Raw genomic sequence first — 25,172 nt, 5'->3', positions numbered from 1 at the left:
CTCAGTTGTGGAGGATCAGGGCCGAGCCGGTCGGCGGCATCGCCCATCCGAGGTTCATCGTGATCCGGGGATCCTTGACCTGCCGGCAGCGCCCGGTCGAGTAGTCGTAGGAGTGCTTGCCCTCGGCGGCGCCGGGGCAAGAGTCGTCGACGGTGCCCCGCAGCTGGCGCACATTTTCGATCACCATGCTCATGCCGTGGGTGTAGCCCTCGCAGAGATGGCCACCGGAGGTGTTGTTGGGGCGCTTGCCCCCGAGCTCGATGATGCCGCTGGACACGTACGCGCCGCCCTCGCCCTTCTTGCAGAAGCCGTACTCCTCGAGCTGCAGCATCGTGGTGAAGGTGAACGCGTCGTAGGAGCCGGTGACATCCACGTCGTCCGGTCCGATGCCGGCCTGGCCGAAGACGATGTCCTTGGCGTAGTACCCGGCCACGCGGCTGATGGGGCCGTGCGCCCAGTGGAAGTCGGTGCGCGGCTTGTTGACCCGGCCCGCCACGCCCATGATGTAGATCGGCTTGCGCCGGAGATCGCGCGCGCGCTCGGCGGACGTCACGATCATCGCGGTGGCGTTGTCGGTCTCGAGGCAGCAGTCGAGGAGGTGGAGCGGCTTCACGATCCAGCGCGAGCCCACGACGTCGGCCACCGTGACCCGGTCCTTCAAGAAGGCCTTGGGATTCTGCGAGGCGTGCTTGCTGTGGGCGACCCGCACCGCCGCCACCTGCTCGGAGGTGGTGCCGTACTCGTACATGTGGCGCATGAAGGAGGGGGCGAAGTTCTGGCCCGCGCTCCGCATGCCGAAGGGCACCTGGGCGAGATCCATCCCCCGCACGGGCTGAGCCGCGCGCGCGCCCGTCCCGCCGATGCGGAAGTCGGAGTACCCGTTCATCGAGCGAAAGAGCGCCACCGTGTTGCACATCCCCGCCTCGATGGCGCCGATGGCGAGCCCGACCAGGGCCTCGGTGGACGAGCCGCCGCCGAACACGTCCATGTAGAAGTTGAGCCGCATGCCGAGATCGCCGGAGACCCAGCTCGAGACGATGGAGTCCCCGCTCTGGTACGACATCATCCCGTCGACCTGGGCACCGCTGAGCCCCGCGTCGTCCATCGCCTTGCGGATGGCTTCCACCGCCATCGCCCGCGTGCTGCGGTTCGACTGGCGGCTGTACTCGGTCTCACCCACGCCGACGATGCAGTACCGGTCCTTGAGTCCCGCCATGCGCATCTCCTTGGCGCCGCGGCTCCGCGGCGGCCGGGCCAGTCTAGCGGGCCACCGCCGCCCGGTCAATCAAGGGGGAAGGCGCCGCCCGCGCGCGGGGTGCCCGCACGAAAGCGAGCAGGGCGAGGGCGGCGAGGTTGACCGCGGCGCTGATCCAGCAGGCCAACGCATAGCTGCCCAGGCGGTCGTAGATCCATCCCGCGCCCACGGGGCCGAGCGCGGCGGTGGGCCCGGCAAGCCCGAAGATCAAGCCGACGAGCGAGCCGGCATGGGCGCGTCCGAAGAAGTCCGCCACCATCGCGGGAAAGATCACGGACACCGTCCCGTACGAGAAGCCGAAGAGCAGCGTGGCGCCGGCGAGCGCCGGCAGCGTGGCCGCCCGGCCGAGCGCCAGGAAGGATACGGCCTGCGCCGCGAGCGCGACGGCGAGAATGGCGCGACGGCCGACCCGATCGGAAAGCCAGCCCATGACGAGCCGGCCCGCCACCGCGGCGATGCCGAGCGCGGAGACGAGGGTCGCCGCGCGCAGGGGCTCGATGCCGAGGTCGCGGGCGAGCGGGACCAGGTGGACGAGGGGAATGAAGATGGCCGTCCAGGTGAGGCCGAAGACCGAGAAAAGCATCCAGAACTCGCGAAGGCCCACCGCCTCGCGCGCCGTCCAGCCGCCGAGCGAGCCGGCCGGCGTGACGGGGGCGGCTCCGTCGGGATGGAGGCCGAGCGACTCGGGATCGCGCCGCATCACGCCGGCCACGCCGGCGAGGGCGAGAAAGATCGCGGCGCCGAAGACGAGATAGGCGCGGCGCCAGCCGAGCGCGCTCACCAGCCAATGCGCCACCGGCGGGAGCACGAAGGTGCCGACGCTCCCGCCCGCGGAGGCGACGCCCACCGCCAGACCCCGTCGGCGGACGAACCACCGGACGACGGTGGCGTTGCAGGGCACGTACGCGGTGGACATGCCCAGAGCGGCCACCGTTCCGTAGAGCACGTAGGGCTGCCAGAGCGCGGTGACCGCGCTCATGCCGGCGAGGCCGGCGCCGAGGAGCACGCCGCCGGTCGCGATGACGATCCGTGGACCCCAGCGGTCCGTCAGACGGCCGGCGACCAGACCGAACGCGCTGTACACGAGGGTGTAGAGGGAGAACGCGCCGGAGAGGCTGGCGCGGCTCCAGTGGAACTCCGCGAGGAGGGCGGCGAAGAACACGCCGAACGCGTACTGGGTGCCGTAGGCGAGCAGCAGGACGACGAAGGCGCCGCCGACGATGATCCAGCCGTGGTAGAGGCGCGCGCTCAACGGTCGGGTGCGATGGCGGGCGGCGGCGCCGGGGACGCCGCGGGAGCGGGCGCGGGGGACGCGGCAGCGGGCGTCCCGCCCGGCTGGCTCGACTTCACCGAGTCGAGCATGGCGGGCGACTCACCCGCGGTGGGCCGTGCCTCGACCTTGATGAGGCGGTTGAGCCGTCCCACCGCGTCGCGGATCCGCCCTCCCGCCTCGACCATCTGCACGTGCCACTTCGCCTCCCGACTGTCGGGCGGCCACCGGCCCTCGAGCAGCTGGAGATAGCCGAGGATCACCGCCAGCGGATTGTTGATCTCGTGGGCGGCGGCGCGCGCGACGAGGGTGGCCGCCCGCAGGTCGGATGTCTCCCGTGCGGCCGCCTCCGCTGCCATCCGCTCGCGCGCCGGGCGCCAGATGATGATCTCGTAGCGGCGATCGTGGAAGCGCACCACGTGGCGGGTGGTGTCCACGGGTATCGTCTCGCCCCCGCCCGTCCGGAACGGGGAGCCGAGCGTCTGGGTGAATCCGGTCGCATAGGTCTCCGCGAACGCCGACTCCTGGAGCCGTCGCCGCTCGGGATCCTCCGGCCAGAAGTCCCGCCGGTCGCGCCCCACGAGCTCATCGCGGGTGAGGCCGGAGAGCGTGCAGTCGGCGCGGTTGACGTCCACGATGCGCTGGGTGCCGCAGTCGATGATGCGGATGGCGTCGGTGGCCTCATCGAGGACGGCGCGGAAGCGCGCGCGCTCGGCGCTCAGCCGGAACTGCTCGGGGACGTCGTCGAACAGGCGCGCCATCAGCGCGACACCGACGAGGCACGTCACCAGGTAGGCCAGCCACATGTCGCTGAACAGCTCGAGGCCCCGGCGTCCGATGAGGGCGAAGCCGAGCACGGTCAAGGCGTACGTGGCGCCGGCGAGGGCGAGGGCGTGGCGCGTGCGCGGCCCGCCCTCGCGGCGCGCCCACTCCCGGATGAGTCCGGCGGCGGTGGCGACCGACACGAGCGAGAAGATACCGGCGCCCGTGCCAGAGCCGCCGATCGAGACGCGATAGACGCTCCCCACCGCGGCCGCGATCAGAGCGGCCGGCGTGCCCTCGAAGAAGCCGATGAGCGCGACGGGCACGACGCGGGCGTCGACGAAGATGCCCGGCGAGATCTCGATGCGTGAGGCCATCATCGCGACGGTGAGGGCGCCGAAGGCCACGCCGTGGAGGAGGGCGCGGGCCCCGCGCTCGCGGCGCGCCGGGCCGAGGAGGCGGGGGTAGGCGGACGAGTAGAAGAGAAGCCCGATGGCGAGGATGCCCACCGCCTCGAGCAGGTGGTGGAAGTTCATCCGGTCCGGCCATGGGCGGCCCGCCCGTTCGGGCGCGGCAGCGCCTCACGGAGATACTTGCCGGTGTAGGAGCCGTCCACCTGCGCCACCTGCTCGGGCGTACCTTCCGCGATGATGGCGCCGCCGGCGGCGCCGCCCTCCGGTCCGAGGTCCACCACCCAGTCCGCCGTCTTGATCACGTCGAGGTGATGCTCGACCACCAGCACGGTGTTGCCACCGTCGACCAGGCGGTTCAGGACGAGCAGGAGCTTCTTCACGTCGTCGAGGTGAAGACCCGTGGTGGGCTCGTCGAGCACGTACAGATGATCGGCGGTCTGCCGCGTCCCCAGCTCGGCGGCGATCTTGAGCCGCTGCGCCTCGCCGCCCGACAGTGTGGTGGCGGGCTGGCCGAGGCGTAGATAACCGAGACCCACCTCCTGGAGGAGCTTGAGCCGGCGCGCGAGCACCGTGTGCGCCCCGAAGAACTCCACCGCCTCGTCCACCGTGAGCTCGAGCACCTGGCTGATGTTCTTCCCCTTGTACGTCACGCGCAGCACGTCGGGGCGGTAACGGCGTCCCTCGCACTCGGGGCACGTCACGTACACGTCCTCGAAGAAGTACATCTCGAGCTTCTGATAGCCGCCGCCCTCGCAGGCCTCGCAGCGCCCCCCGGGCACGTTGAAGGAGAAGGCCCCCGCGGTCAGCCCGAGCGTGCGCGCGCGCGGCAGGCCGGCGAACAGCTTGCGGATCTCGTCGAACACCTTCACGTAGGTGACGGGGTTCGAGCGCGGGGTGCGGCCGATGGGCTCCTGGTCGATCAGGCGCACGCCCTTGAGGTATTCGAGCCCGCGGACCTCGTCGTGCTCGCCCGGCGCCTTGAAGTCGGCCTTGAAGTGGCGGGCGACGGCCCGGTAGAGCGTGTCGTGGACCAGCGTCGACTTGCCCGAGCCGGACACGCCGGTGACGCACGTGAGGGTATGGAGCGGTAGACGGAAGACGACGTCCCGGAGGTTGTGCGCCCGCGCTCCCCGGACTACGAGGGCACGGCGGCCCTCGCGGCGGGTGAGGGGGAGCGGAATCCCGTCGCGCCCGGTCAGGTACCGCGCGGTGAGCGAGTGCGGGTCGCGCGCGAATTCCGCCTGGGTGCCCGCGAAGGTCACGTTGCCGCCGCGGTCGCCCGAGCCCGGGCCCATCTCGACCAGGTAGTCGGCGGACTGGATGAACGAGCGGTCGTGCTCGACGATCACCACGGTGTTGCCGGCGTCGGCGAGCTCGCCGCACAGCTCGGCCAGCCGCGCGGTGTCGCGCGCGTGGAGCCCGATGGAGGGCTCATCGAGGATGTAGAGCGTCCCCACGAGCTGGGCGCCGAGCTGATTGGCAAGGTTGATCCGCTGCGCCTCACCGCCGGAGAGCGTGCGCGTCTGCCGGGACAGTGCGATGTAGCCGAGGCCGACCCGCAGCAAGAACGAGAGCTTGGCGCGGAGCAGGCGCAGCACGTCGCGCGCCACCGCGCCCTCCAACGGCGTGAGGGTGAGCCCGTCCACGAAGGCGGCGAGATCCTCGACGGTGCGGTCGCAGAGCTCGGCGATGGTGGCCCCGCCCACGCGGACGGACAGAGCCTCCGGCTTGAGCCGGGTCCCCGCGCAGCGGGGGCAGCGCGACTGGCTCCGGTAGCGGGAGAGGAAGACGCGCACGTGCAGCTTGTAGCGGTACGACTCCACTTCCTCGAAGAAGCCCTGGATGCCCGTGTAGCCGTTGGCGCCCGCGTACACCCACTCGCGGTCGGCGGCGGGCAGCTCCGCGTACGGCTGGGTCACGTCGACCCCGCGCTTCTTCGCCGCCTTGAGGAGCTGCTTCTGGTACCAGCGGCCGGAGGGATGGGTCCAGGGCTCGACCGCGCCGTCGGCGAGGCTGCGCGTCTGGTCGGGCACGACCAGGTTCTCGTCGTAGCGGAGGATGTTGCCGAAGCCCTTGCACTCGGGACAGGCGCCGAGGGGATGGTTGAAGGAGAAGAGGAGCGGCTGAGGCCGGGTGAGCGGGGTCTCGCAGCGCGGGCAGCGATACTCGCGGCTGACCGAGATCACCTCGCGCTCCAGTACGTCGACCTCGGCCCGGCCCTCACCTTCGGCGAGCGCGGCCTCCAGCGACTCCGCCACGCGACGCCGGGCCTCGCGGCCGAGCGCGACCCGGTCGAGGACGACCAGGATGGTCTGGCCCGCCGCGGGCGCGGGCAGATCGGCGGGGCGCCCCGTCGCGTCGGCCAGCTCGTGGAGCACGCCGTCCAGCTTCACCCGGGCGAAGCCTCGGCGCAGGAGGGCGGCGTAGATCGCGCGAGGGTCGGGCCCGGCGGGCGCGGCGAGCGGGAAGCAGATGAGGGCGCGCGCGCCCGCGTGATCGCGCACGAGCGCTTCGGCCACGCTTTCCGCGGCGTCGCTGCGCGCCTCCTCGCCGCACTCCGAGCAGTGCACGCGACCGATGCGGCCGAACAGCAGCCGGAGGTAGTCGTAGAGCTCGGTGGCGGTTCCGGCGGTGGACCGGGCGGTGCGCACGGGGTTTTTCTGCTCGAGCGCGATGGCGGGCCGCACGTGCTCGATGCGGTCGACGTCCGGGCGATCCACCCGCTCGAGGAACATGCGGGCGTACGTCGAGAGGGATTCCACGTACCGCCATTGCCCCTCGGCGAAGAGCGTGTCGAACGCGAGGGACGATTTGCCCGATCCTGACACCCCCGTGATCACCGTGACCTTGTCGTGGGGGATGGCGAGCGAGACGTTCTTGAGATTGTTCTGCCGGGCTCCCTCGATGCGGAGCCAAGACGGCTGAGGCATTCGGACAGGTCCTCCTGAGGTGTTGAGTCTACAGGATGGTCCGAGGGGGGAGCAACCGCGCGTCGTCGCCCGCGCCGGCCTCGCCGCGTCCGGCCTTGACAGGCCGCGCCGGCGCGGGTAGGCTGGCCGCGGAAATGAGAATCATTCCTAGAAATGCCGCGCCCGCTCCCGAAGCCTCGGCGAGCGCGCTGCGCGAGCGGGGGCTGCGCCTCACCGGTCCGCGCCGCGTGGTGCTCGAGGTGGTGCGGGGGACGGGGTCGCATCCCACCGCCGAATGGGTGCACCGGATGGTGCGCCGGCGCCTGCCCCGCGTGAGCCTCGGCACCGTCTACCGCAACCTCCGGCTTCTCGTCGAGGAGGGGCTGGTGCAGGAGCTGCCCGGGCCGCACGCGCGGTTCGACGGCAATCTCGGCCGGCACCACCACTTCACGTGCGTCGGCTGCGGACGCATCCTCGACGTCGAGGGTCCGCTCTGCGAGCCCCAGACCCGGGCGGTGTCGGCGCGGGTGGAGTCGGCCCACGGCCTCACCATCACCCATCAGCGTATCGAGTTCTTTGGCCGCTGTCCCGCGTGCCGGTCCGGCGCCGGACGCCGCGAGCCGGGCCGCCCTCGCGCCGGGCGGCCCCGTCGTTCACCCTGACCCATCCACGCGGGCGCGTCCCGCGGGAGGAGAGGAGGATCTCATGGCCGGGAAGAGCCTGAAGGGAAGCAAGAGCTTCGAGAATCTCAAGGAAGCGTTCGCGGGCGAGTCGCAGGCGAACCGCCGCTATCTCTACTTCGCCCGAGTGGCCGACATCGAGGGCTTCCCCGACGTTGCCGGTCTCTTCAAGGACACCGCCGATGCCGAGACTGGCCACGCGTTCGGGCACCTCGACTTTCTGAAGGAAGTGGGTGATCCGGCGACGGGCGAGCCCATCGGCAAGACCGAGAAGAACCTCAAGGCCGCCGTCGCCGGCGAGACGTACGAGTACACCCAGATGTATCCCGGCATGGCCAAGACCGCACGTGACGAGGGCTTCGCCGAGCTGGCCGAGTGGTTCGAGACCCTGGCCAAGGCCGAGAAGTCGCACGCCGGCCGCTTCAGCAAGGGCCTCACGCAGGTGGCGGGCAAGGATCCCGCGGACGCCATCTAGCTTCCCGAAGAGCCTGGACGCCGGCCCGGTCGCGCTCGATCGGGCCGGCGCGCCGACCCATGACCCTCGACATCCGACAAGCCGAGTTCTGGAAGCAAGCCAGCGTCGACAAGGAGCTGCGCCGCGTCTACGACATCTGTGCGGGCTGCCGGCGCTGCCTGCCGCTCTGCCCGTCGTTCAAGGTGATGTTCGACCGGCTCGACGTCGACACGGTGGACGGCGACGTGGACAAGCTCCCCGCCGCGGACGTCAAGGAAGTCGTCGACCTGTGCTATCAGTGCAAGCTCTGCTACAACCACTGCCCGTACACGCCGCCGCACCGCTGGCAGGTCGACTTCCCCCGCCTGATGCTGCGTGCGCGCTCGGCCGAGGCGCGGGCGCGGGGCGTGACCCTGCAGGACCGCTTCCTCGGCAGCACGGGGCTGGTGGGACGGCTCGGCAGCATGACCGCGCCGCTCTCGAACTGGATGAACGCGTTCCCGCCCAATCGCGCGCTGATGCAGGCGGTGGTGGGCATCCACCGGGACCGGAAGCTCCCGCTCTTTCACCGCGAGACCTTCTCGCGCTGGTTCGATCAGCGGAAGCGGCCGGCTTCCGCGGCGGGCGCGCCCGCCGCCGACAAGCGCGTGGCCCTCTTCGCCACATGCTCGGTGGAGTACAACGATCCCGCCACCGGCAAGGCCGCCGTCGCGGTGCTCGAAAAGAACGGCGTCGACGTCACCGTGCCCGCGCAGCGCTGCTGTGGCATGCCGTATCTCGACGGTGGGGCGATGAAGGAGGCCAAGGCCCTCATCGCCGACAACGTCGCCTCCCTGGCGCGCGCGGTGCGCGAGGGCCGCGAGATCGTGGTGCCGGGACCGACCTGCTCGTACATGCTCAAGCAGGAGTACCCGTGGCTCGACGGCTCCGAGGACGCCAACCTCGTGGCGCGGAGCACGCGTGACCTCTTCGAGTACCTGGCCGGGCTCCACGCCGAGGGGCGGCTCGACACACGCTTCCCGAACGCCCCCGGCAAGATCGCCTATCAGCTGCCCTGTCACCTCAAGGCGCAGAACATGGGCACGCGCTCGGCGGACGTGTTGCGGCTCACCGGCGCCGCCGTCGAGACCATCGAGCGGTGCTCCGCGGTGGACGGCACCTGGGGCATCAAGAAGGAGTTCTTCGAGCTCTCGATGAAGGTCGCGGAGCCGTTGTTCAAGGAGATCGAGGCGGCGGCGCCCGATCGGGTCGCCACCGACTGTCCGCTCGCCGCGCTCCAGATCAACCAGGGTACTGGGCGCTCCGCGCAGCACCCGATCCGCATCCTCGCCGACGCCTATGGGCTTCCCGTCGACGGTGACGCCTGAGCACACCATGGACAAGATTCGCCTCGCCGACGTCGTCAACTTCTTCGAGTACGAGAAGGTCCGGGAGGCGCGCCGCGCCCGGATCATCGAGGTCAAGCGCCGCCGCCGCGTCGGCGTCGGCCGTTACCTCTCCTTCGTCTTCGAGAATCGCGAGACCGTGCTCTTCCAGATCCAGGAGATGTGCCGCGCCGAGCGGATCGCCGCCGAGGACAAGGTGCAGGAGGAGATCGACGTCTACAACGCGCTCCTGCCCGAGCCGAGCGAGCTGTCCGCCACGATGTTCATCGAGGTCGAGGACATGGCGCGGATCAAGCCGACCCTGGACCGCCTGGCCGGCATCGACCGCGGCCAATGCGTGTGGCTGCAGATCGGCCGTGAGTTCGCGGTGCCCGGCCAGTTCGAGGCCGGCCACTCCGACGAGGAGAAGGGCAAGCTCGCCGCCGTGCACTTCGTGCGGTTCCGCTTCTCTCCGGAAGCGGTCCGCGCGTTCCCGAAGTCCGAGGTATACCTGGTCGTCGAGCATCCCGCGGAGCGGGCGCGCACCCGCCTCGAGCCCGAGGTCATCGCCGCGCTCGCCCAGGACCTCGCCGGGTGAGCGGCGGCGGCGGCGCGCGCACGGCGGTCGCTCTCGCGCTGCTCCTCGCCGGCTGCGGGGATCAGCCGACGCCGCCTCCCGAGAAGAAGGAAAGCGCCCCCGCCCCCGCGAGCTCCTCCGCGCCCGCGAGCTCGGTCATCGGCACCGTCGGCTCCGCCGACAAGGGCAAGCAGGTCTGGCTGGGGCAGTGCATTGCCTGCCACAATCCCGACCCCACGAAGGACGGGCCGATCGGCCCCGCGGTCAAGGGCGCGTCGCGCGCATTGGTCGAGGCGCGCGTGGTGCGCGGGGAGTATCCTGCCGGCTACACGCCGAAGCGCCCCACCAAGGTCATGCCGCCGCGGCCCGATCTCGCCCAGAACGTGGCCGACCTCGCGGCGTATCTCCAGTGACCATGACGCCGGACGGAAGGCTGTTCCGTCCGGCGTCGGGTGACGCGATGAGGCGGCGGGATTGGCTACCCGCGCATGACCTCGAACCAGAGGTAGAAGACCGCGGCGAGGATGAAGCCCGCCCACAGCGTGCCGGACACGGTGGCGAGGGGCTTCGCGGCGCCCTTGCCCGGCGTGCCCTTGAGGCAGTTGATCTCCACCAGCAGCATGACGATGACCGCGCCGACCCAGAACACCACGCCCGAGCGCGGCATGCCGAGCGTCTGGAGATGGCTGGCCGCTCCCATGAAGAACAGCATGGGGATCGAGAGCATCGTGTTCGTACGGGACGCCAGCCCCGCCCGCGCCCCCGCGGGCGCCGCGGCGGGATTCGCCGGCTTCCCGGCCCCGACGTCGAGCGCGTTCTGGATCACGATCTTCTGCTTGGGGTGGATGATGAACCACACGTTGGCCCACATGATGGAGCCGAGGAGGCCGCCGAGGAGGATCGCCCACGCCCCCACGCCCGCCGCGAAGCCGACCTTGCCGATCCACCAGTGCAGGAGGTAGAGCCAGCCGCTGATGAACGTGATCATCGCGCCCCACCGGAACCACCACATCGCGCGCGGCAGGAGCTTCTGCTGCGCCCCCGTCCGCACCGGCGCCTCCGTCTCCGCGAAGAACGGCGTCTGGACGAAGTTGAAGTAGTAGAGCAGCCCGATCCAGGTGATGCCGGAGAGGAAATGGATCCAGCGTAGGAGGAAGAGCCAGCCAGCTTCGGACATGAGTGCCATGTGATGCCCTCCGCGTTGAAGGGGATTACGCAGCTATTGCCCGTTCGCTACTCGTCCTCGTCGTCCTCGTCATCCTCGTCGTCGTCGAGGTCGTCGTCGTCCTCGTCGTCGTCATCCTCGTCGTCGAGGTCGTCGTCGTCCTCGTCGAGATCGTCGTCGAAGTCGTCGTCGTCGAGATCGTCGTCGTCATCCTCGTCGTCGAGGTCGTCGTCATCCTCGTCCTCGACGTCGTCGTCTTCTTCTTCGTCTTCCTGGCGGGCGTAGATACGCTCGTCTTGCTCCGCAGTCCATGGCCGAGTACCGAGCCATGCCATGAATGGTCCCTCCAGACGCCTGCCGTGCTTGACTTGAGAGATGAGAGTCGCTACTGTTGGACTCCGTTCGGCGGGATTATAACAAACGCGATTTTCGTGTCCACGCCATTTTGGCGGCGTAGCTCAGGTGGCAGAGCAGGGGTCTCATAAGCCCCGTGTCGGAGGTTCGAGTCCTCCCGCCGCCACCATCCCGGAGGCCTCACAATGAGCGATCTCATCTTGGTCGAGCACGCCGACGGCATCGCCACCGTGGTGATCAACCGACCCAAGATGCGCAACGCGCTGAGCCTCGCGATGTGGACGGAGATCGGCGAGGTCACCCAGCGCCTCTCCGCCGACGACTCCGTGCGGGCCATCGTCTACCGCGGCGCGGGGACGCAGGCCTTCGCCTCCGGCGCGGACATCTCGGAGTTCGAGGAGAATCGCAAGGACACGGCGACCGCGCTGCACTACAACACCCAGACCGAGGCGGCGTACGGCGCCATCCGCCACTGTCCCAAGCCCACCGTGGCGATGGTCTACGGCTTCTGCATGGGCGGCGCGATGGCCCTGGCGATGGCCTGCGATCTTCGCTTCGCCGCCGAGGGCTCGAAGTTCGGCATTCCCGCCGCACGGCTGTCCATCATCTACGGGCTCGATCCCGTCCATCAGCTCGTCGACCTCGTGGGCCCCGCCTACGCCAAGGATATCCTCTACTCCGCGCGCACGGTGGAGGCCGAGGAGGCCTTCCGCATCGGCTTCATCCAGCGGCTGGTCCCCGCCGCCGATCTCGAAGGCTACACCTACGAGTACCTTCGGAAGGTGGCGGCGAACGCGCCCCTCTCCATCCGCGGCACCAAGACCCAGGTGCGCGCCATCTTCGAGGGGATCACCGACCGCCACCGCCAGCATCTCGCCCAGCTCGGTCTGGAGACCTTCAACAGCCACGACTACAAGGAAGGCACCCGCGCCTTCCTCGAGAAGCGCGCCCCCCGGTTCGAGGGCCGCTGACCGGCTCTCGCCGCGCGCGCGGACGCGGCCGCTGCGGATCACTGTCCTCACCTCGACGCCCCTCGACCCCCGTGAGGGCAGCGGCACCTTCGTCGCGCTCGCCAACTTCGAGCGCGGACTCGTCACGCTCGGCCACGAGGTGGAGATACGGCCGCTCGGTCGCCGCACCGGCTTTCACACCTTCGACCGGTGGCGCTACAACGTGGAGGCGGTGTGGCGCCCGCCCGCCCGCGCCGATCTCGTCGTCGGCTGCGATCTCGACGGCTTCCTGTGGGCGCGTCGGCGCCGCCAACCATTCGTGGTCATGCTCAAAGGCATCATCGCCGACGAGCTGCGCAACGAGCGGGGCTGGGTGCGCGTGCTCCTCGGCGTGCAGGCGCGCTGGGAGCGGCGCAACACGGAGCGCGCGGATCTCGTGCTGGTGCCGAGCGCGTACTCCGCGCGCATCGCCGCCGAGGTGTACGCGGTCCCGCCCGCGCGGGTCGCGGTGGTGCCGGAGGCCATCGATCTCGCGGACTGGCAGGCGCGCTTCGCCGCCGCCCCGCGGCGCGACGGCGCCGGACCCACCGTGCTCGCGGTGGGGCGTATGTACCCGCGGAAGCGCTTCGCGGATCTGCTGCACGCGGCGGCGCGTTTGCGCGGGGTGAATCCCGCCGCCCGCGTCCGCATCGTGGGAAAGGGGCCGGACTGGGAAGAAATGAACCGGATGCACGCCGGACTCGGGCTCGGGGACACGGTCACCCTGCTGGGCGACGTGACCCGCGATCAGCTCGCGGCGGAGTACGTGAGCGCGCAGTGCTTCTGCCTGCCATCGGTGCAGGAGGGTTTCGGGATCGTGTTTCTTGAGGCGATGGCGGCCGGCCTGCCCGTGGTGGCGTGCCGGACCGCCGCGGTGCCCGAGGTGGTGCTGGACGGCGAGACCGGCGTGCTGGTCCCGCCGCGCGACCCGGCGGCCCTCGCCGAGGCCCTGGCCGCAATGCTGGGTAATCCCGACCGGGCGCGCGCGCTCGGTGAGGCGGGCCGCCGTCGCGCCTCTGCGTTCACCCCCGAGAGGGTCGCGCAGCGCTTCCTCGACACGGTAAGATTGACGAACGAGGTCCTATGACCCCCGGTCCCGTCTACGTCACCCGGAAATTCACGTTCTCCGCGGCCCACCGGTACTGGCAGCCGACGTGGAGCGCCGAGGAGAACGCGCGGGCGTTCGGCTCGCTCACCGTCACCCACGGCCACAACTACACCCTCGAGGTGACGCTGGGCGGCACGGTGGACGAGCGTACCGGCATGGTGATGGATCTCGCCGAGCTCAAGCGGCTCGTCGGCGAGGCGGTGATCACGCGCTTCGATCACGCCGACCTCAACGCCGATCCCTTCTTCGTCCAGGGCCGCATTCCCACCACCGAGAACCTCGTGCGGTCGTGCTGGGATCTCCTCGCGCCCAAGCTGGGCGAGCGGCTGTACCGGCTGCGCCTCTGGGAGGACCCCACCTTCTACGTGGAGTTCCTCGGTCCGTGAGCGAGTACCGCCTGACCCGGTCGTTCCACTTCAGCGCGGGCCACCGCCTCGCCAGCGCGGCCCTCTCCGACGACGACAACGCGCGCCTCTACGGTCAGTGCTTCCGGCCTCACGGGCACAACTACACCGTGGAGGTCACGCTCACCGGCACCCTCGATCCCACCACCGGGATGGCGGGCGATCTCGGCGAGCTCGACGCGACGGTGGCGCGCGTGCTCCTCGACCGCGTAGATCACTACGATCTCTCGAGCGCGGTGCCCGCCCTCGACGGCGTGATCACCACCGGCGAGAACCTCGCGCGGACCTTCTGGGGCTGGCTGGCTGCCGCGCTGCCCGCCGGTCGGCTCGTCCGCGTCGCGGTGGTGGAGACCGCCAACAACACCTTCGAGTACTGCGGCTGAGTCCTGTGGCCGAAGGAGCGCCCGTGAACAACGCCTCGACCATCGAGCGGCTGATCTACGACTTCCTGAAGGAGCTTGGCGAGGACCCGACCCGCGAGGGACTCGAGAGGACTCCCGCCCGCGTGGCCAAGGCCTACGAGTACCTGACGTCCGGCTACCAGCAGCGCGTGGAGGACGTGCTCAACGACGCCCTCTTCACTGAGGAATACGACGAGATGGTGGTGGTGAAGGACATCGATTACTTCTCCCTCTGTGAGCATCATCTCCTCCCATTCTTCGGGCGCGCCCACATCGCGTACATGCCGTCCCGGAAGATCGTGGGCCTGTCGAAGATCCCCCGGCTGGTGGAGATGTTCAGCCGGCGCCTGCAGGTGCAGGAGCGCCTCACCACCCAGATCGCCCACACCATCGACGAAGTGCTCCAGCCGCGGGGGGTCGCGGTGGTCGTCGAGGGCCTGCACCTCTGCATGCTGATGCGCGGGGTGGAGAAGCAGAACTCCAAGGCGGTGACGTCCGCCATGCTCGGCGCGTTCCGGGACCGGCCGGAGACGCGGGCGGAGTTCATGGAGCTGATCAAGTCGCGCGGCTCGATGCTGTGAGCGACGCGCGGCTGGCCGGCCAGGTCGCCCTGGTGACCGGCGCGGGGCGGGGCATTGGCCGCGCGGTGGCCGAGGCCTTCGCGGCCGAGGGCGCGGCGGTCGCCCTCGCCGCCCGATCCGCCCGCGAGCTCGGCCAGGTCTCCGAGGCGATCCACGCCTCGGGTGGGCGCGCGCTCGCCGTGCCCACCGACGTCCGCCAGGAGCCGGCCATCGCCGCGTGCGTGAAGCGCACCGTCGCCGAGCTGGGCCGCCTGGACCTCCTCGTCGCCGCCGCGGGTGTGGCCACGTTCGGGCCGCTGGCGGACTCGCGCCCCGCCGACTGGGATGAGATCATGGCGGTGAATCTCCGGGGCGCCTATCTCTCGTGCCGGGCCGCGCTGCCGCCCATGCTGGCCCAGCGCCGCGGGACCATCATCCTGGTCGGCTCCATGGTGACGAGCCGCACCCTGCCGGGCAGCGCGGCCTACACGGCGTCCAAGTACGGTCTATTGGGTCTCGCCCGCGTGCTCACCGAGGAGCTCCGTGGCACGGGCGTGCGGGTGGGGGTGCTCTCGTCGGGGGCGGTGGACACGCCTCTCTGGGACGCGATCCCAGGGGCGCCGGACCGGAAGCTCATGGTGCGGCCGGCGCAGGTCGCGGCGGCCGCGCTCCTGATGGCCACCTTGGAGCCGAATGCCGCGCTGGAGGAGTTGACGCTCATGCCCTCCCGGGGGGTGCTCTGAGGCTGGCGCGTTCTCGCCGCGCGCGGCGCCTCACCCATGGGCTCCCGGGACGAGAGCCGAACCTCTGATGTATACTGAGCGTGCGGGAGCGTGGAACGCCCGACGAATCATGAACTTTTCAAGGAGGCAGGCATGGTGACGCTGACCGAAACGGCCGCGAAGAAGATCTCCGAGCTCAGGCTCGAAGAGGGCAAGCCCGAGTGGGGGCTGCGGATCCGCCTCGTTGGCGGCGGCTGCTCCGGGATGTCCTACGAGCTGGGCTGGGACGACACGGCCGCCGCGGACGATAACATCGTGGAGTCCCACGGCGTGAAGGTGTTCGTCGATTCCCGCAGCCTGCCCTATCTCGATGGCAGCGAGATCGACTACGTGGACAACAACATGCTGGGGGCCGGCTTCGCGATCAAGAACCCCAACGTGAAGTCGTCCTGCGGCTGCGGCTCGTCTCACCAGTTCTAAGCACGCGCGAGTCCCGCGCATGAAGGTGCAGGTGCGGTTGTTCGCGCGGTACCGCGAAGCGGCCGGGCGCGACCGTGTCGAGGTCGAGCTTCCCGAGGGCGGTACGGTCGAGACGGCGTGGGAGGCGGTGTCCAGCCGCTTCCCCGCGCTCTCGGCATACCGCCCTTTCACGTTGTTCGCCGTCGATCAGGATTACGTGGAGAGCGACCGCGCGCTCCGTCCCGGCGAGGAGCTTTGCCTGTTCCCACCGGTCAGCGGCGGCAGCGCCGGGCCTGCCGACACCCCCGACCTCGTGGAGCTCACCGAGGCGCGCCTCTCCGAGCCGGCTCTCATGGCCGCGGTGGAGGATGGCGGCGCGGGGGCGATCGTCCTCTTCTCCGGCGTGGTGCGCGATCAGACGGGCGGGCGCCGCGTGAAGTTCCTCGAGTACGAAGCGCACGCGCCGATGGCGGTGGCGAAGATGCGCGAGATCGCCGCCGCGGCCCGCACACGGTTTCCGGGCATCCGTAAGCTCGCCCTCGTCCACCGCATCGGCCGCCTCGAGATCGGTGAGTCGAGCGTGCTCATCGCGGTGTCCACCGCCCATCGCGGGGAGGCCTTCGAGGCCTGTCGCTTCGCCATCGACACGCTCAAGGAGACGGTGCCGATCTGGAAGAAGGAGTACTTCGAGGACGGCGAGGTGTGGGTCGGGCTGCAATGTGACCATCGCCAGTAGCCTGCCTGACCGCGCGCTCGCTTCCATCCGCCGCCACGCGATGCTCCGAGGCGGCGACGTCGTCTTGGTGGCCGTCTCCGGCGGCGCCGACTCGGTGGCGCTGCTCGACGTGCTCCGTGCCCTCACGCCCGGCCTCGACCTCCGACTCCACGCCGCGCACGTGAATCACGGCCTGCGGCCCGAGTCGGGCGCAGACGAGGCTTTCGTGGCCGATCTCTGCCGTCGCTGGGACATTCCCCTCCAGGTGCAGCGGGTGGAAATCGAGCGCGCGCCGGGCGCGGCGTGGGAGGGCCTGGAGGCGGCGGCCCGCCAGGCGCGCCACGCCGCCCTGCGGCGCGCGGCGGCGGTGGTGGGCGCGCACCGCATCGCCACCGGCCATACCGCGGACGATCAGGCGGAAACCGTGATCATGCGCCTGCTCGAGGGAGCGGGCCCCCGCGGGCTCGGCGGCATCGCGCCCGTGCGCGGCGTTTACATGCGCCCCCTCCTCGAAGTTCCCCGCGCTGCCATCGAGGCCCATCTCCGCGCGCGGGGGATCGACTGGGTGGAGGACGGCTCCAATCGCGACCCGCGCTTCCTTCGCAATCGGGTGCGCGCGGACGTGCTGCCCTTCCTCGCCGCGCGCCTCGACCCCGCCATCGCCACGCGGCTCGCGGACGGCGCGGCCGCGGCCCGGGCGCTGGTCGCGGAGCTCGAGGATGAGGCGCGCGCGGTGCTGGCGCGGCTCGGGACGCGCGAGGCCGACGGCGTCGTGCTGCCCGTCCGCGCGCTCGGCGCCCTGCCCGGGGAGCTGGGGGCCGAGGTGCTGCGCGCGGCCGCGGAGACGCTCGGGGCGGGCGGCGCGCGCCGCGCCCCCGGCGAGCGGGCGCTACGCCGCGTGCTGGACCCGGTGCGCCCGCGCGCGGCGCGACTCGGCGCGCTCGTCTGCGAGCGCAGCGGACGCTGGGTGCGGGTGGGGCCCCCGGCCGGCCGCGTCCTCGTCACGCGCGAGTGGGGGGTGCCCGGCGCGCTGGGCCTGCCCGAGATCGACGCCTCGCTCGACGCGCGCCGCGTGGACCGCCCCGCCGACTGGAAGCCCGCGGCCGACGTGCGCCGCGCGGCGTTCGACGCCGACCGTCTGCCCGACCGGCTCACCGTGCGCGCGCGGCGGGTCGGCGATCGCTTCCTGCCGTGGGGCGCGCCGGGTGAGCGGCGGCTCAAGACCTTCCTCATCGACGCCGGCGTGCCGCGCTGGCGGCGCGCCGGCGTGCCGCTCGTCGAGGCCGGCGGCGACATCATCTGGATCGCGGGGATCCGCCGGGGCCGCGCGGCTCCCGTCACCGACGCCACCCGGCGTATCCTCGAGGTGACACTCGTCTCGCCTCTGGCGGTGTCTGCGGCGCGAGAGTAAGATGGCCCGCGGAGGTCGATCCATGATCAGGCCGTGCCGTCGCGCGCTCGTCGTGCTCGCTCTCGTGCCCATGGTCGCGCTGGGCGCGCCGCCCGCGAGCCGCGCCCAGACACCGTCCGCGTCCACCCCGGATTCGGTGCGGGTGCTCGAGGCGCTCGAGAGCGCCTTCGTCTCGGTGGCCGACCGCGTGATGCCCGCGGTCGTGAACGTCACCGTGAAATCCAAGCGAGGGCCCGGGGGCGCCGAGTTGCCGGGCGGACCGGAGATGGAGGAGCGCTTCAAGGAGTTCTTCGGACAGGAGTTCTTCGACCGCTTCTTCCGCAAGCGGTCGCCGCGCGACGATGGCCGCGCCTCCGGCTCCGGGGTGATCGTCGACAAGCAGGGCTTGATCCTCACCAACGCCCACGTCGTGGAGAACGCCGCCGAGATCGAAGTCGGTCTCTCCGACGACCGCAAATTCAAGGCGACCCTGGTGGGGCGCGATCCCAAGACGGATCTCGCGGTGCTCCGGATCGAGGCGCCTTCCGGCTCGTTCCCGGTGGCGGAGCTCGGCGACTCCGACCGCCTCCGCGTGGGGCAGTGGGCGATCGCCATCGGCAATCCCTTCGGGCTCGACCGCACGGTGACCGCGGGCATCATCTCGGCGACCGGGCGCACCCGGGTCGGTGTCGCGACCTACGAGGCGTTCATCCAGACCGACGCGTCCATCAACCCCGGCAACTCGGGCGGGCCGCTCCTCAATCTCCAGGGCAAGGTGATCGGCATTAACACCGCGATCGTGGCGTCGGGGCAGGGCATTGGCTTCTCCATTCCCATCAACATGGCCCGCGAAGTGATGGGACAGCTCATCGCCAAGGGCCGGGTGATTCGGGGCTGGCTCGGTATCGTGATCCAGGACCTCACGCCCGACCTCGCCGCCGGCTTCGGGATCAACACCACGGGTGGTGTCCTCATCTCGGATGTGATGAAGGACAGCCCCGCCGAGGTGGCGGGGATGCGGCCGGGCGACGTCATCGTCGAGTTCACGGGGGCGCCGATCAAGGAGGTCATCGACCTCCAGCGGCGGGTCGCCGCGGTGGAGCCGGGCAAGCCCGCCGGCCTGACCGTCATCCGTGACCGCAAGCCGACCCCGCTCACGGTGAAGATCGGGGAGCAGCCGAACGAGGAGGTGCAGGTGGCGGCCGTTCCCCGCGAGGAGCGGCTCGGGCTCACCGTGGAGCCGCTCACCCAGGACGCGGCCGAGCGCTTCGGCCTCACCGCGCGGAGCGGCGTGGTCGTGACCGGGGTGAAGCCGGGCAGCGCGGGCGCGGAGTCGGGGATCCGGGTCGGCGATGCCATCCTCGAGGTGAATCGCCGCCCCGTCACCAGCGTCGAGACCTTCATGACCCTCACCGCGACCATGAAGCCGGGCGAGATCGTCCCCGTCTACCTCCAGCGCGGCGGGGGCGGCAACAACGAGTACGTCGTCCTCAAGGCGGCCGAGCCGGGCAAACCCTGACCTCCGTGTCCGCCGAGCCCGATCCCTCCCACGTCTATCGTCCGCTTCCCGTCGTGCTCGTCATCGACGACGAGCCCGGGGTGCGCGAGTCGCTGCGCGAGATCTTCAAGCGCGATTTCGAGGTGCTCGAGGCGGAGGACGGCGCCGCCGCCCTCGCGCTCGTGCGCTCCCGGCGGGTGGACGTGGCGCTGCTCGACGTGCGCCTGCCCGGCGAGCGCGGCCCGGTGGTGCTGCCGCGGCTCCTCGCCCTCGATGACTCGATCGCGGTGATCCTCATGACCGCGGTGCCGGACGTCCGCACCGCGGTGGACACGATCAAGGCGGGCGCCTACGACTACATCGTGAAGCCCTTCGACGTGGACGAGCTGCTGCTGCTCGTGAAGCAGGCCGCCCAGCAGCGCGTGCTCGAGCGCGAGGTCTGCTACCTCCGCGCCGAGCTCGACCGCGCCCACGGCTTCGACGCGCTCGTGGGACGCCATCCCGCGATGGTCCGGCTCTACGAGCAGATCGCGCAGGTGGCCCAGACCCACGCCACCGTGCTGGTGAGCGGCGAGAGCGGGACCGGCAAGGAGCTGGTCGCGCGCGCCATCCACCGTCAGAGCCCGCGCCGCGATCAGCCGTTCGTCGCGGTCAATCTCGCCGCGGTGCCCGAGGGGCTGTTCGAGTCCGAGCTGTTCGGCCACGAGAAGGGGGCGTTCACCGGCGCGCACGCGCGCAAGCTGGGCAAGTTCGAGCTGGCCCACGGCGGCACTCTCTTCCTCGACGAGGTCGGAAGCCTGCGGGTGGACCTTCAGGCCAAGCTCCTGCGGGCGCTGCAGGAGCGCGAGGTGGAGCGCCTCGGCGGCACCCGGACGATCCCGGTGGACGTACGCGTGATCGCGGCCACCAACGAAGACTTGCGCCAGCTCGTGCGGGCGCGCGCCTTCCGCGAGGACCTCTTCTACCGGATCAACGTCGCCGCCCTCACCATCCCCCCGCTCCGGGAGCGCAAGGAGGACATCCCACTCCTCGTCGAGCACTTTATCCGCAAGTACGCGCGGGAGTTCAAGAAGGACGTGCGCGGGATCTCGCGCGGGGCGCTCCCGTCGCTGGGCGCCTACGACTGGCCGGGCAACGTGCGCGAGCTCGAGAACGTCGTCGAGCGAAGCGTGGCGCTGGCTACGCGCCCCGTGATCCGCCTGGATGACTTGCCGCTCGACCTCGCGCTCCGCGACGAGCCGACCCGCGGGGCCGGGAGCGCGCCGCTGTCGCTCAAGGAAGCGCGCGACCGCTTCGAGCAGGTCTACATCTTGCGCGCCCTCGAGCGCGAGAACTGGAACCAGAGCCGGGCCGCGCGGCGCCTCGGCGTGCACCGGAACACGCTCCTCGCGCGCCTCGCGGGGTGGGGGATACGCCGCGACGAGGATGCGGCGGGAGCGCGCGGCACCGCCGCCGCCCCGTGATCCCCCGGCGCCTCCTCACCGGGCTCCTCACCGCCGCCGCGCTCGCGGCGGCGGCCGCGCGCGGCATTGCCGCCGACGCGCCCCTCACCCTCGCGCTCACGCCCTCACGCGATCCCACCGCGCTCCAGGAAGCGGGCGACGCGTTCGCCCGCGCGCTCACGGGCCTGTCCGGCGTGCCCATCCGGGCGCGGGTCGCGTCGGACTATGCGGGGGTGGTGGAGGCCCTGCGCAACCGCCACGTGGACCTCGCCTTCGTGCATCCAGTGGGATATGTCCTCGCCAACCGCGAGGCGGGCTGTCAGATCATCGTCCGCGACATCTGGCAGGGGCGCGTGGAGTACACCGCGCGCTTCTACGTGAGGAAGGACAGCGGCATCCAGCGGCTGGAGGATCTGCGGGGCAAGACGGTCGCCTTCGTGGATCCGGCGTCGAGCTCCGGCTACATCTATCCGATGGTGCTCCTCGTCAAGCGAGGGCTCGTGCGCGACCGCGACCCCAAGACCTTCTTCAGGGAAGCCCTCTTTGCGGGCGGCCATGACGCCGCGCTCAATGCGCTGATCCACGGGCGGGTGGACGCGGCGGCGTCGTTCGACAAGGCCCCCGAGCTCTATCTCAAGGACCCCGCGCAGGTGGCGCGGCTCGGCTTCGTGGGAGAGACGCCGCCGATCCCCGAGGCGGGAATCTGCGCCCGGCCCGGCCTGCCCGCGGAGACGCTCGACCGCGTGAAGAAGGCCTTGCTGGCGATGAAGGGGCCCGAGCACGCCGCGGTGCTCAAGGACATCTACAACATCGACGGCTTCGTCGAGGCCGCGGACCGCGACTACCAGCCGGTGCGCGACGCGGTCAGCCTGATGGGGTTGACGCCGCCGAAGTGACGGCGAACGCATAGAAGATCGCGGCCAGCCGACCCCGGTCGGCGAGCCGCGCGCCCGTGCCCGGCTCGACGTGGCCGACGGCGCCGACGACCACGTTGTGAACGGTCTTTCCAGCGCGCGCCGCGGCCGCAGCGAGGCGCGCGCTCTCCGTCGCCGGTACCGCGGGATCGTCGTGCCCGTGCACGAGGAAGAGGGGAGCGCGGAGTGCCTCGAGCCGCCCGAGGGGCGACAGCGCGTCGAGCAGCCGCTGGGAGGCGGGCGGAAGCGCTGCGATGAGGGCGTCCACCGCGGCGGGATCGCGAGTGGCCGCGAGCCGGCGCCCCGCGTCGTCCATCAGCTCGGGATTGGCGGCGATGAAGGCGGCGATGGCCGCCTCGTCCGGCCGGTGACCCACCGCGCCGTGGCCGTCCGTGCCGGTCAAGGTGAAGCGGAGGAGGTCCCGCGCGGAGGCGTAGCCGCCCAGCAGCATCACCGCGGAGATCTCGCGCGCGAGGTCGGGTTCCGCGGCGGCGGCGAGTGCCGGCCCCGCCCCCACGCTGACCGCGAGCAGGGCGATCGGGCGGCTGCCCAGATCACGGAGGGCGAGAGCGGCGGCGCGCACCGCGCCCGCATCCTCGGGCCGCAGCCGCAAGCGCATGAGACCCTCCACCGACGGCGCCGCGACGGTCCAGCCCGCGCGCGCGAGGAGCGCGGCGGCCTCGCGCACTCGCGGATCGTCCTTGCCGGCCGCGGCGAGGCCGTGCACCAACACCAGGCCGGGACGCGTCGAGGGGAAAGCGGTCGCGTAGAGATCCACGTCGATCGCTCGCGCGCCGTCCGAGGCGGCGAGGGGGCGACGGAGCGGCGCGTCGGTGACCGCGCTCAGGGGACGCCAGCGGCCCTCGGAGAGAAACTCGGCGACGAAGAGGCCCGCGCGCACGGCGCGGGTCGCCGCGGGCAGGACGGGCAGCGTGACGAGTGCGGCGAGAAGGAGGAAGGCGGCCCGGCGCAGCGTGCGACGGCTACTTGCTATTCCGGCACTTGATGAGGCGCCAGCCGTTGAAGAGATTGACCTTGGTGGAGATCTCCGGCTGCAGGCCGACCTGGGCGAGCAGCGGCTCCAGCGGCAGGTTCGACTTCCAGCCGAGACGAGTGCACACCGGCGCCACCATGTCCTCCAGGCGCCCCATCACGCGCCGCTCACTGCGGAAGTGGTTGAGCAGCACGATGCTGCCGCCCGGCTTCACCACCCGCCGCATCTCTCGGAGCACGCCGACCGGATCGGGCACCGCGCTGATCGTGTAGGTGGCGACGGCGGAGTCGAACTCGTTGTCCGGGAAGTCCATCACGGTGGCATCCATCGCCCGCAGCGTGACGTTGGTGAGTCCGAGCTCGAGCACGCGCTCCTTGGCCTTGCGCAGCATCTCCTCGGAGAGATCGATGCCCGTGATGCGCGTGCGCCGCGGGAAGAGCGGAAGGTTGAGTCCGGTGCCGATGCCGACCTCGAGCACATGATGATCGGCGCGGATGTCACAGAGTCTGATGGCGGCTTCGCGACCGGGATGGAAGATCCAGTCGAAGACCAGATCGTAGGCGGGAGCGTACAGCTTGTAGGCCCGCTTGACCTGCCGCTTCTCCAGCGCTACGTCCACGTTTGGTACCCTCCTCGAGTCAGTGCCCACCGTGCGGCGTAGAGCAGCCGCCGAAGATTTATCATAGGGAGCGAGCGATTGCCAAGTGGTTTCTTTCCGTGTGGAATTATAGCAGAAACCGGATCAGCACAGTCGCCAGACCGAGGAAGGAGAAGAACCCGAACACGTCGGTGAACGTCGTGATGATGACGCTCGAGGCGATGGCGGGATCGATGCGGAAGGTCTTGAGCGCGATCGGAATAGTGACGCCCACCACCGCGGCGACGAGCATGTTGAACACGAGCGCGGCTCCGATGATGACCGCGAGGAGGATCTGGCCCTTCCAGAAGTACGCGATGGCCGCCATGACCGCGGCGTTGGCGAGCCCGGTGGTGAGACCGAGCCAGGCCTCCTTCTTGAGCACCCGCCACAGGTGCGCGGAAGTCATGTCGCCCAGCGCCAGGCCACGGACGATGACCGTCGCGGTCTGGGTGGTGCCGATGCCGCCCATCGACGCGACGATGGGCATGAAGATGGCGAGGGTGGCGAGGCTCCGGATGGATGACTCGAAGAGGCCGATGACGGAGGCGGCGAGGATCGCCGTCCCGAGGTTGATCAGCCGCCACAGGAGCCGCTTGGGGAATACCGAGCCGGCGGGGTCGAACACCGTCTCGTCCCCGGCGGCGCCGGCCAGGCGCTGAATGTCTTCGGTCGCCTCCTCACGGATGATGTCGATGACGTCGTCCACCCCGATCACCCCGAGGAGCCGGTGGTCGCGATCCACGATGGGCAGCGTGACCAGGTCGTACTTGGCTACCAGCTTCGCCGCCTCCTCCTGGTCGGTGTCGGGTGTCACTGTCATCACATCTTCCCGGGCGAGGAGCCGTACCGGGGTGGCGGGGTCGGCGGTGAGCAGACGCAGGAGCGGCAGCACGCCGACGAGGTGATCGTGATCGTCCACGAGGTAGAGGTCGCGGGCCGACTTGGCCGCCGGGGACTTCCGCACGTGCTCGATGGCCTGCGTCACCGTGGCGTACTCGTGGATGGCGAGCACCTCCGGCGACATGATGCGGCCCGCCGTCTTCTCGCCGTACTCGAGCAGCTCCTGCACGTCCTCGGACTGCTGCTCCTTCATGAGGTCGAGGACCTTCTCCGCCTGCTCCTCCGGCAGCTCTTCGATGACCTGCGCGGCATCGGCGGGCTGCATGCGGTCGAGAATGCCGGAGATCTCCGTCTCGTCGAGCGCCCGCACCAGCTCGAGCAGCGTCTGATCATCTAGCTCGGCAAGGACGTTGCCTGCTTGGTCGCGGTTCAGCAGCCGGAACAGCGTGCGCTGCTCGGGCACCGGCAGGTCGCGGAGGGTCGCGGCGACGTCAGCGGCGTGCGACGCCTCCAGGGTCTGGGCAAGACGCTCGTGGCGGCCGCCCTCGAGGAGGTCGCGCACGGTCTCGCCGAGGCGCGCGGTGTCGGTCATGGGCGCGGCCCCGGGGGCGGGGGCGTGGTCGACGGCGGGGACGCTGGCGGCGAGGGCGGGGCGGCGGGCGGCCGCTCGCGCTCGAGGGCGCGGATCCGCGAGTAGAGACGGAGCTGCTGCACCATCGCGATCATGGTGGCGACCACGAGCCCGGCGAACGCCGACAGCAGGATGACGAGCGCGAGCGGCATGCCCTCGACGCGCCAGCCGAGGAAGCGGATCACCACCGGATCGATGTTCTGGATGGCGAAGACGGCGGCGGCGGCGCCCACGACGATCATGATGATGTAGATGATCACCA

General features: G+C 70.8%; 27 protein-coding genes and 1 tRNA gene. 18 read left to right on the top strand and 10 right to left on the bottom strand.

The window, feature by feature from the left end; genetic code table 11:
• Position 1: 1 nt before the first annotated feature.
• From VFX14_09805 to uvrA, 4 genes are read right to left on the bottom strand one after another with little or no spacing between them, the layout of a single operon-like run.
• Positions 2-1,216 carry a hypothetical protein gene (locus tag VFX14_09805; GenBank protein HEU5189970.1) on the bottom strand — a complete coding sequence of 405 codons (1,215 nt, stop codon included), beginning with the start codon at positions 1,214-1,216 and terminating at the stop codon, positions 2-4.
• A gap of 43 nt (positions 1,217-1,259) precedes the next feature.
• Positions 1,260-2,507 (bottom strand): MFS transporter, encoded by a 1,248-nt coding sequence (locus VFX14_09800; GenBank protein ID HEU5189969.1) that lies wholly within the window; start codon positions 2,505-2,507, stop codon positions 1,260-1,262.
• The gene (locus tag VFX14_09795; GenBank protein ID HEU5189968.1) at positions 2,504-3,823 is read right to left on the bottom strand and encodes a LytS/YhcK type 5TM receptor domain-containing protein; all 1,320 of its coding nucleotides are present in this window, start codon (positions 3,821-3,823) and stop codon (positions 2,504-2,506) included. Before VFX14_09795 ends, VFX14_09800 begins: the two co-directional genes overlap by 4 nt.
• Positions 3,820-6,630 carry an excinuclease ABC subunit UvrA gene (gene uvrA / locus VFX14_09790; GenBank protein ID HEU5189967.1) on the bottom strand — a complete coding sequence of 937 codons (2,811 nt, stop codon included), beginning with the start codon at positions 6,628-6,630 and terminating at the stop codon, positions 3,820-3,822. The genes VFX14_09795 and uvrA overlap by 4 nt, the downstream gene beginning before the upstream one ends.
• A gap of 134 nt (positions 6,631-6,764) precedes the next feature.
• On the opposite strand from uvrA, the gene VFX14_09785 reads away from it, so the two are divergent.
• The 5 genes from VFX14_09785 to VFX14_09765 are packed head-to-tail and all read left to right on the top strand — an operon-like array spanning position 6,765 to position 10,097.
• Positions 6,765-7,271, top strand: a complete 507-nt coding sequence (locus VFX14_09785; protein HEU5189966.1) for a transcriptional repressor — start codon at positions 6,765-6,767, stop codon at positions 7,269-7,271.
• Positions 7,272-7,314: 43 nt separating this feature from the next.
• Positions 7,315-7,764, top strand: coding sequence for a rubrerythrin family protein (locus tag VFX14_09780; protein ID HEU5189965.1), 450 nt, complete (start codon positions 7,315-7,317; stop codon positions 7,762-7,764).
• A gap of 59 nt (positions 7,765-7,823) precedes the next feature.
• Positions 7,824-9,110, top strand: coding sequence for an anaerobic glycerol-3-phosphate dehydrogenase subunit C (locus VFX14_09775; GenBank protein ID HEU5189964.1), 1,287 nt, complete (start codon positions 7,824-7,826; stop codon positions 9,108-9,110).
• A gap of 7 nt (positions 9,111-9,117) precedes the next feature.
• Positions 9,118-9,705 carry a DUF3501 family protein gene (locus VFX14_09770; GenBank protein ID HEU5189963.1) on the top strand — a complete coding sequence of 196 codons (588 nt, stop codon included), beginning with the start codon at positions 9,118-9,120 and terminating at the stop codon, positions 9,703-9,705.
• Entirely contained in the window at positions 9,702-10,097 is a 396-nt protein-coding gene (locus tag VFX14_09765) for a cytochrome c (protein ID HEU5189962.1), read from the top strand. The genes VFX14_09770 and VFX14_09765 overlap by 4 nt, the downstream gene beginning before the upstream one ends.
• Positions 10,098-10,162: 65 nt before the next feature.
• On the opposite strand, the gene VFX14_09760 is transcribed toward VFX14_09765, so the two are convergent.
• Positions 10,163-10,870 (bottom strand): urate hydroxylase PuuD, encoded by a 708-nt coding sequence (locus tag VFX14_09760; protein HEU5189961.1) that lies wholly within the window; start codon positions 10,868-10,870, stop codon positions 10,163-10,165.
• Positions 10,871-10,917: 47 nt separating this feature from the next.
• A complete protein-coding gene (locus VFX14_09755; GenBank protein HEU5189960.1) occupies positions 10,918-11,184 on the bottom strand; it encodes a hypothetical protein in 267 nt (88 codons plus the stop codon).
• A gap of 112 nt (positions 11,185-11,296) precedes the next feature.
• On the opposite strand from VFX14_09755, the gene VFX14_09750 reads away from it, so the two are divergent.
• From VFX14_09750 to VFX14_09690, 13 genes are all read left to right on the top strand, one after another.
• Positions 11,297-11,372: transfer RNA gene (locus VFX14_09750), tRNA-Met, on the top strand.
• A gap of 16 nt (positions 11,373-11,388) precedes the next feature.
• A complete protein-coding gene (locus VFX14_09745; GenBank protein HEU5189959.1) occupies positions 11,389-12,174 on the top strand; it encodes an enoyl-CoA hydratase in 786 nt (261 codons plus the stop codon).
• Positions 12,074-13,279, top strand: coding sequence for a glycosyltransferase family 4 protein (locus VFX14_09740; protein HEU5189958.1), 1,206 nt, complete (start codon positions 12,074-12,076; stop codon positions 13,277-13,279). The genes VFX14_09745 and VFX14_09740 overlap by 101 nt, the downstream gene beginning before the upstream one ends.
• Complete coding sequence (locus VFX14_09735; GenBank protein ID HEU5189957.1) at positions 13,276-13,686, top strand: 6-carboxytetrahydropterin synthase; 411 nt, start codon at positions 13,276-13,278, stop codon at positions 13,684-13,686. The genes VFX14_09740 and VFX14_09735 overlap by 4 nt, the downstream gene beginning before the upstream one ends.
• Positions 13,683-14,087 carry a 6-carboxytetrahydropterin synthase gene (locus VFX14_09730; protein ID HEU5189956.1) on the top strand — a complete coding sequence of 135 codons (405 nt, stop codon included), beginning with the start codon at positions 13,683-13,685 and terminating at the stop codon, positions 14,085-14,087. Before VFX14_09735 ends, VFX14_09730 begins: the two co-directional genes overlap by 4 nt.
• Positions 14,088-14,110: 23 nt before the next feature.
• Entirely contained in the window at positions 14,111-14,686 is a 576-nt protein-coding gene (gene folE, locus VFX14_09725; protein HEU5189955.1) for a GTP cyclohydrolase I FolE, read from the top strand.
• Complete coding sequence (locus tag VFX14_09720; protein HEU5189954.1) at positions 14,683-15,408, top strand: SDR family oxidoreductase; 726 nt, start codon at positions 14,683-14,685, stop codon at positions 15,406-15,408. Before folE ends, VFX14_09720 begins: the two co-directional genes overlap by 4 nt.
• Positions 15,409-15,540: 132 nt before the next feature.
• The gene (locus VFX14_09715) at positions 15,541-15,867 is read left to right on the top strand and encodes an iron-sulfur cluster assembly accessory protein (GenBank protein HEU5189953.1); all 327 of its coding nucleotides are present in this window, start codon (positions 15,541-15,543) and stop codon (positions 15,865-15,867) included.
• 19 nt (positions 15,868-15,886) lie between these two features.
• Positions 15,887-16,582 (top strand): molybdenum cofactor biosynthesis protein MoaE, encoded by a 696-nt coding sequence (locus tag VFX14_09710; GenBank protein ID HEU5189952.1) that lies wholly within the window; start codon positions 15,887-15,889, stop codon positions 16,580-16,582.
• A complete protein-coding gene (gene tilS, locus VFX14_09705) occupies positions 16,566-17,972 on the top strand; it encodes a tRNA lysidine(34) synthetase TilS (GenBank protein ID HEU5189951.1) in 1,407 nt (468 codons plus the stop codon). Before VFX14_09710 ends, tilS begins: the two co-directional genes overlap by 17 nt.
• Positions 17,973-17,994: 22 nt before the next feature.
• A complete protein-coding gene (locus VFX14_09700; protein ID HEU5189950.1) occupies positions 17,995-19,470 on the top strand; it encodes a DegQ family serine endoprotease in 1,476 nt (491 codons plus the stop codon).
• Positions 19,471-19,475: 5 nt separating this feature from the next.
• On the top strand, positions 19,476-20,912 hold the full coding sequence (locus tag VFX14_09695) for a sigma-54 dependent transcriptional regulator (protein HEU5189949.1): 1,437 nt from the start codon (positions 19,476-19,478) through the stop codon (positions 20,910-20,912).
• Entirely contained in the window at positions 20,909-21,787 is an 879-nt protein-coding gene (locus VFX14_09690; GenBank protein HEU5189948.1) for a phosphate/phosphite/phosphonate ABC transporter substrate-binding protein, read from the top strand. The genes VFX14_09695 and VFX14_09690 overlap by 4 nt, the downstream gene beginning before the upstream one ends.
• Here the strand turns inward: VFX14_09690 and VFX14_09685 are convergent.
• The 4 genes from VFX14_09685 to VFX14_09670 form a co-directional block, all read right to left on the bottom strand.
• The gene (locus tag VFX14_09685) at positions 21,756-22,706 is read right to left on the bottom strand and encodes a prolyl oligopeptidase family serine peptidase (GenBank protein ID HEU5189947.1); all 951 of its coding nucleotides are present in this window, start codon (positions 22,704-22,706) and stop codon (positions 21,756-21,758) included. The two genes, VFX14_09690 and VFX14_09685, sit on opposite strands and share 32 nt — an antisense overlap.
• An 82-nt stretch (positions 22,707-22,788) precedes the next feature.
• Positions 22,789-23,418 carry a class I SAM-dependent methyltransferase gene (locus VFX14_09680; protein HEU5189946.1) on the bottom strand — a complete coding sequence of 210 codons (630 nt, stop codon included), beginning with the start codon at positions 23,416-23,418 and terminating at the stop codon, positions 22,789-22,791.
• 106 nt (positions 23,419-23,524) lie between these two features.
• Positions 23,525-24,871: a magnesium transporter gene (gene mgtE, locus VFX14_09675; GenBank protein ID HEU5189945.1), complete on the bottom strand. Its 1,347-nt coding sequence runs from the start codon at positions 24,869-24,871 to the stop codon at positions 23,525-23,527.
• On the bottom strand, positions 24,868-25,170 hold the full coding sequence (locus VFX14_09670) for a LapA family protein (GenBank protein HEU5189944.1): 303 nt from the start codon (positions 25,168-25,170) through the stop codon (positions 24,868-24,870). The genes mgtE and VFX14_09670 overlap by 4 nt, the downstream gene beginning before the upstream one ends.
• Positions 25,171-25,172: the final 2 nt, after the last annotated feature.

The sequence above is a fragment of the Candidatus Methylomirabilota bacterium genome (assembly GCA_035764725.1).
Taxonomy (GTDB): domain Bacteria; phylum Methylomirabilota; class Methylomirabilia; order Rokubacteriales; family CSP1-6; genus DASRWT01.
Note: the sequence above shows the minus strand (reverse complement) of the source record. Positions and strands in the feature narration are given on the sequence as shown.

Coding starts and splice junctions, on each gene's coding strand:
- VFX14_09805 (HEU5189970.1), bottom strand. CDS start 1,216: ATGGCGGGACTCAAGGACCGGTACTGCATCGTCGGCGTGGGTGAGACC.
- VFX14_09795 (HEU5189968.1), bottom strand. CDS start 3,823: ATGAACTTCCACCACCTGCTCGAGGCGGTGGGCATCCTCGCCATCGGG.
- uvrA (HEU5189967.1), bottom strand. CDS start 6,630: ATGCCTCAGCCGTCTTGGCTCCGCATCGAGGGAGCCCGGCAGAACAAT.
- VFX14_09785 (HEU5189966.1), top strand. CDS start 6,765: ATGAGAATCATTCCTAGAAATGCCGCGCCCGCTCCCGAAGCCTCGGCG.
- VFX14_09780 (HEU5189965.1), top strand. CDS start 7,315: ATGGCCGGGAAGAGCCTGAAGGGAAGCAAGAGCTTCGAGAATCTCAAG.
- VFX14_09775 (HEU5189964.1), top strand. CDS start 7,824: ATGACCCTCGACATCCGACAAGCCGAGTTCTGGAAGCAAGCCAGCGTC.
- VFX14_09770 (HEU5189963.1), top strand. CDS start 9,118: ATGGACAAGATTCGCCTCGCCGACGTCGTCAACTTCTTCGAGTACGAG.
- VFX14_09760 (HEU5189961.1), bottom strand. CDS start 10,870: ATGGCACTCATGTCCGAAGCTGGCTGGCTCTTCCTCCTACGCTGGATC.
- VFX14_09755 (HEU5189960.1), bottom strand. CDS start 11,184: ATGGCATGGCTCGGTACTCGGCCATGGACTGCGGAGCAAGACGAGCGT.
- VFX14_09745 (HEU5189959.1), top strand. CDS start 11,389: ATGAGCGATCTCATCTTGGTCGAGCACGCCGACGGCATCGCCACCGTG.
- VFX14_09735 (HEU5189957.1), top strand. CDS start 13,276: ATGACCCCCGGTCCCGTCTACGTCACCCGGAAATTCACGTTCTCCGCG.
- VFX14_09715 (HEU5189953.1), top strand. CDS start 15,541: ATGGTGACGCTGACCGAAACGGCCGCGAAGAAGATCTCCGAGCTCAGG.
- VFX14_09710 (HEU5189952.1), top strand. CDS start 15,887: ATGAAGGTGCAGGTGCGGTTGTTCGCGCGGTACCGCGAAGCGGCCGGG.
- VFX14_09700 (HEU5189950.1), top strand. CDS start 17,995: ATGATCAGGCCGTGCCGTCGCGCGCTCGTCGTGCTCGCTCTCGTGCCC.
- mgtE (HEU5189945.1), bottom strand. CDS start 24,871: ATGACCGACACCGCGCGCCTCGGCGAGACCGTGCGCGACCTCCTCGAG.